The organism is Actinomadura sp. GC306 (assembly GCF_004348665.1).
Lineage (GTDB): Bacteria > Actinomycetota > Actinomycetes > Streptosporangiales > Streptosporangiaceae > Spirillospora.
Genome location: NZ_SMKM01000220.1, coordinates 1 through 11,348, shown reverse-complemented (window position 1 = coordinate 11,348; position 11,348 = coordinate 1). Strand labels below are relative to the sequence as shown.

At 72.8% G+C, this 11,348-nt stretch carries 12 protein-coding genes and 1 pseudogene; 9 read left to right on the top strand and 4 right to left on the bottom strand.

Features of this window, described 5'->3' with window-relative positions; translation table 11 throughout:
* Nucleotides 1–301, bottom strand: a 301-nt coding sequence (locus E1200_RS25045; protein WP_131954531.1) for a metalloregulator ArsR/SmtB family transcription factor, incomplete at its 3' end; no start/stop codon positions are given.
* A gap of 73 nt (nt 302–374) precedes the next feature.
* On the opposite strand from E1200_RS25045, the gene E1200_RS25040 reads away from it, so the two are divergent.
* The gene (locus tag E1200_RS25040; RefSeq protein ID WP_131954530.1) at nt 375–1,664 is read left to right on the top strand and encodes an APC family permease; all 1,290 of its coding nucleotides are present in this window, start codon (nt 375–377) and stop codon (nt 1,662–1,664) included.
* 6 nt (nt 1,665–1,670) lie between these two features.
* Here the strand turns inward: E1200_RS25040 and E1200_RS25035 are convergent, their stop codons facing one another.
* Complete coding sequence (locus E1200_RS25035; RefSeq protein ID WP_131954529.1) at nt 1,671–2,645, bottom strand: WYL domain-containing protein; 975 nt, start codon at nt 2,643–2,645, stop codon at nt 1,671–1,673.
* Nucleotides 2,646–2,763: 118 nt separating this feature from the next.
* On the opposite strand from E1200_RS25035, the gene E1200_RS25030 reads away from it, so the two are divergent.
* The gene (locus E1200_RS25030) at nt 2,764–3,159 is read left to right on the top strand and encodes a RidA family protein (RefSeq protein ID WP_131954528.1); all 396 of its coding nucleotides are present in this window, start codon (nt 2,764–2,766) and stop codon (nt 3,157–3,159) included.
* Between the two features lie 44 nt (nt 3,160–3,203).
* Here the strand turns inward: E1200_RS25030 and E1200_RS25025 are convergent, their stop codons facing one another.
* Nucleotides 3,204–3,935, bottom strand: a complete 732-nt coding sequence (locus E1200_RS25025; protein ID WP_165950451.1) for an HAD family hydrolase — start codon at nt 3,933–3,935, stop codon at nt 3,204–3,206.
* A gap of 382 nt (nt 3,936–4,317) precedes the next feature.
* On the opposite strand from E1200_RS25025, the gene E1200_RS25020 reads away from it, so the two are divergent.
* From E1200_RS25020 to E1200_RS25000, 6 genes and pseudogenes are all read left to right on the top strand, one after another.
* Nucleotides 4,318–4,677, top strand: a complete 360-nt coding sequence (locus tag E1200_RS25020) for a DUF6086 family protein (protein WP_131954526.1) — start codon at nt 4,318–4,320, stop codon at nt 4,675–4,677.
* A 147-nt stretch (nt 4,678–4,824) separates the two neighbouring features.
* A pseudogene (locus E1200_RS25015) lies at nt 4,825–5,100 on the top strand (Scr1 family TA system antitoxin-like transcriptional regulator); the annotation flags it as partial.
* A complete protein-coding gene (locus tag E1200_RS25010) occupies nt 5,097–5,288 on the top strand; it encodes a DUF397 domain-containing protein (protein ID WP_131954524.1) in 192 nt (63 codons plus the stop codon). The pseudogene E1200_RS25015 and the gene E1200_RS25010, both read left to right, overlap by 4 nt.
* Before the next feature lie 41 nt (nt 5,289–5,329).
* Nucleotides 5,330–5,662: a DUF397 domain-containing protein gene (locus tag E1200_RS35375; protein WP_347813241.1), complete on the top strand. Its 333-nt coding sequence runs from the start codon at nt 5,330–5,332 to the stop codon at nt 5,660–5,662.
* 136 nt (nt 5,663–5,798) lie between these two features.
* Nucleotides 5,799–5,951: a hypothetical protein gene (locus E1200_RS33930; protein WP_165950450.1), complete on the top strand. Its 153-nt coding sequence runs from the start codon at nt 5,799–5,801 to the stop codon at nt 5,949–5,951.
* Nucleotides 5,948–6,970 (top strand): UbiA family prenyltransferase, encoded by a 1,023-nt coding sequence (locus E1200_RS25000; protein WP_131954522.1) that lies wholly within the window; start codon nt 5,948–5,950, stop codon nt 6,968–6,970. Before E1200_RS33930 ends, E1200_RS25000 begins: the two co-directional genes overlap by 4 nt.
* A 173-nt stretch (nt 6,971–7,143) precedes the next feature.
* Here the strand turns inward: E1200_RS25000 and E1200_RS24990 are convergent, their stop codons facing one another.
* On the bottom strand, nt 7,144–8,184 hold the full coding sequence (locus E1200_RS24990) for a DUF4267 domain-containing protein (protein WP_243708822.1): 1,041 nt from the start codon (nt 8,182–8,184) through the stop codon (nt 7,144–7,146).
* A 94-nt stretch (nt 8,185–8,278) separates the two neighbouring features.
* Here E1200_RS24990 and E1200_RS24985 point away from each other — a divergent pair.
* The coding region (locus E1200_RS24985; RefSeq protein ID WP_131954521.1) for a BTAD domain-containing putative transcriptional regulator at nt 8,279–11,348 on the top strand (3,070 nt) is incomplete at its 3' end.

The window sequence follows — 11,348 nt, the reverse complement described above, 5'->3', positions numbered from 1 at the left end:
TCGGACCGAGCGCGGGGTGGAGGGCGGCGCCGGTGGCGGCCAGCCCTTGCCCGAAGCGTTCAAGGTCCAGGTGGTAGTAGCTGTCGCGGCCGTCTTGGCTGCTGCGGCGCGCGGTGACGAGCCCGCCCGAGCGCAGCAGCCGCAGGTGGTAGGACACCAAGTTCTGCGGCTGGCCGACCAGGGCGACCAGCTCCCGCACGCGCAGATCGCTGCGCGCCAGCTCGCTGAGGAGCCGCCAGCGCACCTCGTGGGCCACCAGGCCGATGAACGGCGGCGGGGCCGCTTGACCGGACGGCGACATACCCGCAGGATACATCAAGTGGGATTGATGCATCAATCGTGCTTGATGCATCGAGCAGGAGTGGAGGACGCTGATGACCCCGCGAAGCGCGGATCCCGGGCCGGAGCCGGGCGCCTCCGATCACCTCGCGCGCCGGTTGGGTACCGGGGACGCGGTCGTCATCGGCCTGGGCTCGATGATCGGAGCCGGGGTGTTCACCGTGTTCGGGCCCGCCGCCGCGGCGGCCGGCACGGGCCTGCTGCTCGGGCTGGCACTGGCGGCGGTCGTCGCCTACTGCAACGCGGTGGCATCGGCGCAGCTCGCGGCGGCCTATCCGACCTCGGGCGGCACCTACGTCTACGGCCGTGAGCGACTCGGGCACTGGTGGGGGTTCGCCGCGGGCTGGGGGTTCGTGGTCGGCAAGACCGCGTCGTGCGCGGCGATGGCGCTCACCTTCGCCGCGTACGCCGTCCCCGGCCCGGAGTGGGCACGGCGGGCGGCGGCGATCGCCGCCGTGGCGGCCCTGGCCGCGCTCAACTACCACGGCGTGACCCGGACGGCGCTCGCCACCCGCGTCCTGGTCGCCACCAGCCTGACCGCGCTCGCCGCCGTGGTGATCGCGATTTTCGCCGGGGACGGCACGGACGACCTCGGCGGCTGGTCCGCGCTGGGCGATGGGGGCGTCCACGGCGTCCTGCAGGCGGCCGGGCTGCTGTTCTTCGCCTTCGCCGGTTACGCGCGCATCGCCACGCTGGGGGAGGAGGTCCGCGACCCACGGCGCACCATTCCCCGCGCCATCCCCCTCGCCCTGTTCCTCGCCGTGGCGATCTACGCGGTCGTCGGCGTGGCCGTCCTGGCGGCGCTCGGCCCGGACCGGCTCGCGGGAGCGACCGCGCCGCTGACCGCCGCCGTCGAGGCCGCCGGTGCCGGGGCGCTGACCCCGGCGGTCCGCGCCGGAGCCGCGCTCGCGGCGCTCGGCGCGCTGCTGGCCCTGATCGCCGGCATCGGCCGCACCGCCCTGGCGATGGCCCGCAACCGCGACCTGCCCGGCCGGCTCGCCGCCGTCCACCCCCGCCACCGGGTGCCCCACCGCGCCGAGATCGCCGTCGCCGTCGCGGTCAGTGCGCTGGTCATGGTCGCCGATCTGCGCGAGGTGATCGGATTCTCCTCCTTCGGCGTGCTGGTCTACTACGCCATCGCCAACGCGGCGGCCTTCACCCAGCCGGCGAGCGACCGGCGGTGGCCCCGGTGGCTGAACGTGCTCGGCGTCGCCGGCTGCCTGATCCTGGCCGTCACCCTGCCCTGGCAGTCGGTCCTGGGCGGGGTCGCCGTGTTCGCCGTCGGTCTGATCGGCCGCAAGATCGTCCTGGCGCGGCGCGGCTGAAGGTCCTCAGGACGGCGCCTCGTAGCGGGCGACGATCGCGGCGGCGCGGTCGCGCAGGGCGGTGCGCAACCACTCCGGCTTCAGGGCTTCCGCGTCCGCGGCGAGTTGCCACATCGCCCATCTGGCGTGCCGCGCGTCCTGGAAGGTCACCTCCATCCGCAGTCGGCCGTCCGCGTCGGTCTCCTCGGCGTGGACGGACAGCGCGGTGCCTGCCAGCTCGTCCCGCCGCGCCGGGTCCAGCAGCAGCAGGACGGTGACCTGGTCGCCGCCGGTCCGGAACCGGGTGCTGCGCTCCTGCCAAGCCCGGTCCAGATCGACCCGGTCCGGCCGCTCGGCGGGCTCGTCGAGCACCTCCGCGGTGAGCACCCGGGACAGCCGGTAGGTGCGGTCCGCGCCGGAGCGCGTGGCCAGCAGGTACCCCTGGCCGCGGACGGTGACCAGGCCGATCGGGTCCACGGTGCGCCATTTCGGAGCCTGGTCCACGGCCGCGTAGTGGATGCGGAGCTTGCGCCCGGCGAACACCGCCCGCCGGATCTCGGCCACCACGGCGTCAGGGACCTCCTCGGCACCCTGTCGGCGCGCGAGGAGGTCGGTCTCGGGGTCGATGAGCAGCCGCTCGACCGCCCCCGCGGCGACGTCTCGGTGGCCTTCGGGCAGCGCGTCCACGACCTTGAGCATCGCGGAGGCGAGCGCCGAGCCGAGCCCGAACGCCTGCGCGCCGCGCCGCGACCCGGCGACCAGCAGGGCGAGCGCCTCGTCGTGGTTCAGCCCGGTCAGCTCCGTCCGGAACCCGGGCAGCAGCGCGAAACCGCCGTGCCGCCCCCGCTCGGCGTAGACGGGTACGCCCGCCGCGGACAGCGCCTCGATGTCGCGCTGGACGGTTCGCGTGGACACCTCCAACTCACGGGCCAGCGCCGCCGCCGACAGCCGCCCGTGTCGGCGCAGCAGCAGCACCAGCGAGACCAACCGGTCGGCGCGCATGCGAGAAAGCTACCGAAATACACGACAGGAGATGTCGTGATTCGTTGCGAGGCTCATCACGCGACCGGAGCCGACGGGGCGACCGGCGCACCACTCACCGAATGGAGCGGATGTGGCAATGGAGCGAACCGCGGTCAACCCGTGGGCGTGGTCGGTGGAGATGGGCTACAACCAGGGCGAGGTCGTCTCCGGGCACACCCGGACGCTGTACTGCGCCGGGCAGACCGCGATGAGCGGCGAGGGCAGGCCCCAGCACGCCGGTGACATGGCGGCGCAGGTGGCGCTGAGCCTCGACAACCTGGAGGCCGTGCTCGGCGAGGCCGGCATGTCCATCGGGAACCTAATCCGGCTCAACGTCTACACGACCGACGTCGATCTGCTCTTCGAGCACTACGGCGTCCTCGCGTCGCGGCTGGGCGCCGCGGGCGTGGCACCGCCCACCACGATGCTCGGCGTGACACGCCTGGCGCTCCCCGACCTGATGGTGGAACTGGAGGCGACCGCCGCCGCATGACGCCCCCGCCGCCTCCGGCGCCCCGCCGGAGGCGGCACGACCGGTCAGGCACTCGTGCGTGCGAGCTGGGCGGGGAGGTCGGTGAGCCGTTCGATGCGGAGGACCGTCCCGTCCGCCGCCGGCGACGGCCCCCCGGTGACGAAGTCGATCCCGCGATCCAGCCAGATGCCGGTCAGCCCTGCACGAGCGGCCGCGTTCACATCGCTGTCCAGCATGTCGCCCACATTGACGGCGTGCGCCGGGTCCGTCCCCAGCGCCCGGCAGGCGGCGGCGTAGGCGGCGGGCTTGGCCGCACCGAGCTCGGACGGCGTCAGGACGGCCTCAAAGAAGTCGAGCAGGCCGAACCGGGCGAGCTTGGCGCGCTGCTGCCCGGGGTCCCCGTTGGTGAGGACAGCTAGGCGCGGGCCTTCGGGGAGCCGGGCCAGGCTTTCCAAGCAGGGCCGGACGTCGGGATAGCACCGCCAGGACTCCTCGAACACGCCGAGGTAGCGCTCGGCGATCCAGGCGTCCAGGAGGTCGGGACTCTCCGGAACCGGCTCGCCGAGCATCGGCAGGAACGAACGGACCCTGCGCCGATGGTGCTCGGCGAAGGAGCACTCCCCGGCCAGGTACTCCCGCATGTGGCGGCCCTCCAGCGTCCACCACAACGCCGACAGCTCCTCCGGCGGAGCCGCCGCGCCAGGCGCCGCCCGAACGATCGACCCGATCGCCTCCCACACCGCACTCCGATGATCGACCAGGGTCCCGTCCAGATCAAAGAAGATCACCTCAACCACGGGCAGATCCTCTCGTACTGTGCTTCACGGCCGAGACCACCCATGTCCCGAAACAGGTGCAGGGTCAGAATCTGAGTCCACGGAGCCCGTGCCGGGCTATCCCCAGCGGCCCGACTCCTCCAGGCTGTGGCTTCGGGGAAGAGGCATAGCCGCATGGCTCTAAAACGGCCTGCCCGCGCCGTTGTTCGTCCTGTCCTGCACAGGCATGGAAGCGGGCAACATCAAACGCATGCGGGCGCTGCGGCCTCGGCATCACGCACGTGCGAATCTTGCACGCGCGCGCTTATATAGAGGCTGGCGTAGTTCGAAGTAAGCCCCGCACGTCACAGACACGGTTGCGTCAAGCGTATCCAAACGAACAGATCATGCTGGAGTGGCCATAATGGGTTACATCTTCGACATAGACGACGAGACCGTGTGGAGCCCATCGCTGCTGGTGGGGCAACTGTATGTCAACCTTGCAGAAGCGATCGCCCGCACCCTGGAGCTTCCAACGGGGCTAGAGGCGGTTGCCGAAGATATGTACGATATCGACCCAGCTGTGTTCAGTGAATTCACGAGCGCCCTTGTGGTGAGTTATTTCTCCACCCGTCACGTCGTTGCTCAAGAGATGCTGCGGGGTGTCCTACTCACCTCCCTGGTGATACTCCAGCGAGGTGGTGTCGAGATCGCTCCCGATGGCGAGGAACAGACGTCCTTCTGGTCATCCCTGCCGGAATTCGCGCAGAGAATGCCGACCTGAATGTTCCGGTACGTCCGCCACCGCAAGACGTGCTGCTCAACGCGGACGTTCAGAGGGCGCACGTCGCCCATACGATCTTTCCGCCTTCCGTGATCGGTCGGGTTCCCCAGTCGTGCACGAGTTGCGACATCAGCAACAGGCCAGCTCGCCCGGCTCATCGAGTTGAGCGAGCTTCCCTTCATCAGCATCCGGATAGTGGAGAACAACGCGGGTGCGCACCCTGGCCTTGACGGCCCTTTCGTACTTCTCACGGTCGGGGACCGGGACATCGCCTATACCGAAGCGGCGACGCGTGGCTGCTTCCTCATGGACCCGTTCGATGTGCAAGAAGTGGCAGTAAGGTACGACTTGATGAGCGACATAGCCGCCCCGGTCGGCCCAAGTCGGACCTACCTGGAGGCTGAACTGGAGAAGTACCCATGACCCAGTGGCGCAAGTCGAGCCGCAGCGGTACAGGCGGCCAGTCCAACTGCGTGGAGATTGCAAATCTCTCTGGTGACGTCGGCGTGCGTGACAGCAGGGACCCGAGCGGTCCCCGCATCACCCTCCCGATCGAGCGCTTCCGCCGCCTGGCCGCCGACATCAAGTGCGGAGCACACGACCGCCCCTGACAGCCCGTCACCCGCATCACGACGAGCCCCCTGAGCCGGGCATGGACGGACCATTCAAGATCGTCAGCGCTGACGGTCGCGATCTGGCATACACCGAAGCGGTAACGAGGGGGCGTTTCCTGACCGACCCACGCGGTCGGCCCGTCCCGGGAACTGTTGGCGGCCGAACTGGAGAACCATCGATGACGAATTGGCGCAAGTCGAGCCACAGTGGCGGCAGTGCGACCTCCGATTGTGTCGAACTGGCGCGCTTCCCCCAAGCAGTCGGCGTGCGTGACAGCAAGGACCCGGGCGGTCCCCGTATCACCCTCCCGGTTGAGCGCTTCCGCCGCTTGGCCGCCGACATCAAGTGCGGAGCACACGACCGTCCCTGACAGCCCGTCATCCGCATCACGACGAGAGCCCCCGAGCCGAGCGGTACGGCCGGGGCTCTCTACTGAGTAGGAGTACTCAGGCCGGCTGAGTAGCCGGGCTCATGCGTCGCGGGCCGGTCGGGCGCATCGTCTGTGCATGAATCGGCAACCGCCTCGCGAGGGAGTTCGCCTGCTGCTGACGGCGGGGGCGATCGTGTTGGCGGTCATCCTGGTCGTCACCGGGTTGGCGGTCATCGGCGGCATCTTCATCGCCGTCATCGCCATGTCCAATGTCGGGAGCAACAAATGATCGCGCGGCTGCTCCTGCTCGTGCGCATGGCCCGCCCGCCGGTCATCGTGCTGCTGGGGCTGTTCACCGCGACCGGGATGGCGCAGACAGGCCATGGCGAAGACCGCTTCCTGCTGGCGCGAGCCCTGGTCGTGGTCTTCGGGTTCCTGGTGTGCTCGGTGGCCTGCAACGACATCGCGGACGTGCTCGTCGACCGGGTGAACCTGCCCGGCGATCCGGGACGACCCCTGGTGACCGGCACTGCGCATCGCCGCGACATGGTCCTGGTCGGTGTCACCGCCGCCGTCCTGGCCTTGGCGGCGACCCTGACTCTGCACTGGCCCGCCACTCTGGTGACGATCGCGGGCCTGGCCATCAGCGCCGCGTACTCGCTCCGCCCGCTCCGACTGGCCGCCCGCGGCGTCGTGGCGCCGCTGGTGCTACCCGCCTGCTATGTTGCCGTGCCCTACCTGGTGGGCATCTTCGCCGTGCGCGACTCGCTGCGGCCGGAGGACGTGCTGCTGCTCGCCGGGCTGTACGTCGGCTTCATCGGCCGGATCCTGCTCAAGGACTTCCGGGACGTCCGCGGCGACGAGATGTTCGGCAAGCGGACGTTCCTGGTCCGGCACGGCCGCGGCTGGACCTGCACGTTCAGCGCCTTCTGCTGGACGATCGGCACGGTCATGCTGCTGGCGGCCGTCCGGCACACCACGGTTGAACTCATCGCGGTCAACGCCGCATACCTGGCCGTCGCACTCCTGCTCTTGCGGGCCCTGTCGGTCGAGCGCGGCGCGCGTCGCGACGAGCACCTCATCGCCGCGATCGCCATCGTCGGCCGGGGAATCGTCCTTTCCGTCCTGACCCACCTGACCCTGACGAACGCCGGATGGCCCACCCCGCAGTACGCCGCCGTGATGATCATGCTCTCGGCCTGCCTCCTCGGTCTGGCGGTCGCAATGGCCCGCCGAGGCCCCCTCGCCATCCCCTCCGGACGCGGGTCCGAGGCGGCCGGTGAGCGGGGGGTGGCGATCCGGAGTTGATGCCGGGGTGCCGGGGTGGTCGGCACGGTTGTGGTGCTCGGCGTGACGCGGCTGGCCCTCCCCGGCCTGATGGTCGAGTTGGAGGCGACCGCCCCCGCCGCCCCCGGCGGTCCCCGGCACGCCCGTGCGGCGGCCGGTCAGAAACTCCTGCGTGCGTGCTGGCGCGCCGCTGATCAGCGGTTGGCGCGTAGGAGCAGGAGCGCCCCGGTCAGCACGGCGGCGGACGTCGCGCCGTGGATGCCGAACGCCGCCGCCTTCGAGCCGTGGTGGGCGAGGACGGTCAGCATGTCGCCCGCCGGGATCACTGCGAACGCGAGCATGAGCCAGCCGAGAGCCGCCCTCTTGCCCTTGGCCAGCAGCGCGAAGGCGGCGATGCCGGTGCCGAGATCGCGCACGCCCTTGAGTTGCAGCCACGCGGCCTCCTCGCCCTCCGGCCACGCCGGCAGGCCGAACGTGGCCGCGGAGCCCACCGGGTCGATCAGGTAGCTCAGCCCCACGTAGGTGATGCCGGCGCCGGTGAGCGCGGCGAGGGCGGTGCCGGTGCGGGACGTGCGGACGTCCCCGCGGAGCCGCCGCATCCGGGCGGCGTGGTGACGTGCCCCGAAGCGCCGCCAGATCGCGCGGGCCGGGGCGGGCAGCCCGGCGAGGAACTCGGCGCGCTCGCGCGGGGTCGCGTCCTCCAGGACGACGCCGAGGAGCGTGAAGAGCTTCGCCTTGGGGGTGTGCCGGACGAAGTGCTCGCCCTGCGCATTCCATTCCGCCTCGGTGAGGTGCCGTTCGGCGATCGGCAGCAGGTGCGCCTCCTCGTCGTCGAGGTGCTCGACCAGGACCGCCCGGTGCTCGGTGAGCGCGGCGACCAGGGCGTCGCGGGCGGCGGCGCCGGCGGTCCGTGTCCACGGCCCGGCGAGGTCGCGCAGCCGCGTGACGGTCGCGGTGATCCGCTCGTGCTGGGCCTCCATGCGCAGCACGACGTCGGCGTCCAAGTCGACCCGTGACAGCAGCAGCGGCCAGATCAGCTCGTCCTCGGCGTGGTGGTGGTTGCGGAGGCCGAGCAGGTAGTCCGCGAGGTGCGCGGCGAGGGCGCGGGCGCGGTGGCGGTCGCCGGGCCGGGTCGCGCCGATCAGCTCGGCCAGCAGGTGCGATTCGCGGCGCATCCCGCGGTGGATGACGACCATGGAGTGGGTGAACGGGGTGGTCTTCGTTTTGGTGTCCATGCCGGTCAGGTTGCGCGGGACGTCTTGGAGCCGGCTTGGAACCTGACTTGGAGCCGGCATGGACACCGGGACCGGCCAATACGATCGATCCGACATGGTGCGCATCCGGGTGCTCGGAACGTTCGAGGCCGAGGTGTCGGGCGTCCGGGTGGCGCTCGGCGGACCCCGGCAGCGGGCGGTGCTGGCGCTGCTGGTCGCCGCGCGCGGCCGGGTCGTGTCGCTCGACCGCATGATCGAGGACCTGTGGCACGGCGAACCCCCGGCACAGGCCGTCACCACCCTGCAGTCCTACATCTCGAACCTGCGCAGGCTGCTGGAGCCCGAGCGGGCGCCGCGCGCCCCGGCGCGGGTGCTGGTCTCGGCCGCGCCCGGCTACGCGCTGCGCCTCCCGGACGACGCCGTGGACGCCTGGCGGTTCGGTGCGCTCGTCCGCGAGCCGGGCCGGTCGGGGGAGGCGCTCGCGCTGTGGCGGGGGGCCGCGTTCGCGGAGTTCGCCGACGCGGAGTGGGCGCGGGCCGAGATCGTCCGGCTGGACGAGCTGCACCTGGCCGCCCGGGAACGGCACGTCGCGGACATGCTCCGGGCAGGTGACGCCGCCGGGGCCGTGCCCGACGCCGAGGTCCTCACCCGCGATGAGCCGCTGCACGAGGAGGGGTGGCGGCTCCTGGCGCTGGCGCTGCGGGGCGCGGGACGCCAGGCCGACGCCCTCGCGGCCCTCCGCGAGGCCCGCGCGACGCTCGCCGGCGAACTCGGCCTCGACCCGGGACCCGCGCTGGCCGACCTGGAAACGGCGCTCCTCCAGGGCCGCACGGACGCCCTCGACCTGCCCCGGCCCGCTCCGCCGCCCGCGCCGGAGCCCGCCCCCGAAGGGGAATTGTTCATCGGCCGCGACGACGAGCTGGCCGCGCTGACCGGCCTCGCCGAGCGCGGCGGGCTGCGCGTCGCGCTCGTCACCGGGGAGGCCGGGCTGGGCAAGACCGCGCTGCTGACCCGGCTCGCGGACGTCCTCGAACAGCAGGGCCGGCTCGTGGTGACCGGCCGCTGTCCGGAGAGCGAGAGCGCGCCCGCCGCCTGGGCGTGGACGGAGGCCCTCACCGCCCTCGCCCGGCACGTCCCGGCGCCCGAAGAGGTCGCGCCGCTGCTGCGGGACGCGTCCGCCGCCGAACCCCGCGACACCACCGGCGGACGGTTTCGCCTGCACCGCGCCGTCTGGACGTGGCTGACCGACGCGGCCCGCCGCCGTCCGCTGGCCGTCATGCTCGACGACCTGCACTGGGCCGACGCCGAGACCCTCGCGCTGCTCGCCGCCCTCTCCGGGGACGGGCCGCTGCTCGTCGTCGCCGCGTACCGCGCGGAGGAGACCGGCGCGCGCCTGACCGAGACCCTGGCCGTTCTCGCCCGCCGGTCCCCGCTGCGCCTGCCGCTGCGCGGGCTGCCCGAACCGGCCGTCGCCCGGATCATCGCCGCCGAGGGCGGCACCGCCGTCGACGCCGCCACGGCCGCCGCGCTCGCCGAACGGACCGGCGGCAACCCCTTCTACGTGCGGGAGAGCGCGCGGCTGCTCAGCGGCGAGGGCGCCGGCGCGGCGACCTCGCGGGTCCCCGAGGGGGTACGGGACGTGCTGCGCCGCCGCCTCGCGCGGCTCCCCGAACCCGCCGTCGCCGTCCTGCGCCTCGCCGCGGTCGCGGGAACCGAGGCCGCCGCGGACGCGCTCGTCGAGGCCGCCGACCTCGATGAGGACGGGGTGCTGGACGCGCTTGACGCGGGCCTCGTCGCCGGGCTGCTCACCGAACCCGCGCCCGGCCGCGTCCGGTTCGCGCACGCGCTCGTCCGGGACACGATGACCGCCGACCTCAGCGCGCTGCGCCGCGCCCGCATGCACGCCCGGCTCGGCGCGGCCCTCGAACGCCTGACCCCGGATGACGCGCCCGCGCTGGCGCACCACTTCCACCGCGCCGCGTCCGCCGCGTCCGCCGCCAAGGCCGTCCGGTACGCGATACGGGCCGCCGACCAGGCCGAACACCGCTACGCCCACGACACCGCCGCCGCCCTGCTCACCCGGGCGCTGGAGTCGCTCGACCGCGACCCGGACCGGGACGACGACGCCCGCATCGACCTGCTGGGCCGCCTGCTGCGCGCGCAGATCCGCGCGGGCGCGCTCCAGGACGCCCGCGCCACCCGCCGCCGGGCCGTCGACCTGGCCGAACGCGCCGGACGCGACGACCTCCTGCGCGCCGCCTTCACCGCGTGGACCGAACCCGTCCCCTGGCTGCAACGCCCCTACGACACCGTCGACCGCCACATCGTCGGCCTGCTCACCCGCCTCCTCGCCCAACCCGACCTCGCCCCGGACGTCCGGTGCCGCCTCCTCGACGCCCGCGCCGCCGAACTGTCGGGCACCGGCGAAGCGCGCGCGGGCGCGGAGGAGGCCGCCGCCATCGCCCGCGACCTGGGCGACCCCCGGCTGCGCGTGCTGACGCTCTTCACCCTCGTCCGCGAACTCGGCCGCCGCGACACCGGCCTCTGGACGGCCTGCGCCCACGAGCTGCGCGCCCTCGGCTCCGAGCACGACATGCCCGCCGCGCGCTGGTCGGGCACCTACTCCCTCGCCGCGCTCGCCGTGCACGCGCAGGCGCCGGACGAGGCGCGCCGCCGCGTCGCCGAGGCCGCCGAGCTGGCCCGCCGGTACCGGATGCCCGAGGCCGCGGCCGTCTCCGAGACCGCCCTCGCCGCCCTCGCCCACGCGGCCGGCCGCCTCGACGAGGCCGAACGCCGGTACGGCGCGGCGACCGGCGCGATGGCGGCCCAGGGCTCCCTGCACGCCGCCGGGATCGCGCTCCTCGCCCGCGCGACGCTCGCCGTCTCCCGCGGAACACTGCACGAGATCGCGGACGAGGCCGCAGACGTCCCGCCCGACCTGCTCCCCGTCGCCGCCGACATCCTCGCCGCCGCCCACGCCGCCGCAGGACGCCTGGACGAGGCGCGCCGCTTCCACCGGTCACCCAAGGCGGTCCACCCCGCCTACTTCCTCACCGCCTTCACCACGTTCCGCGCCATGACGGTCCTCGCCCTAGCCGACAAGGACGAGGCCGCAGAAATCTACGAAACCCTGCTCCCGCACCAGGACGGACCACCCGCCGGACTGGAAAGCCTCTCCGTAGCCC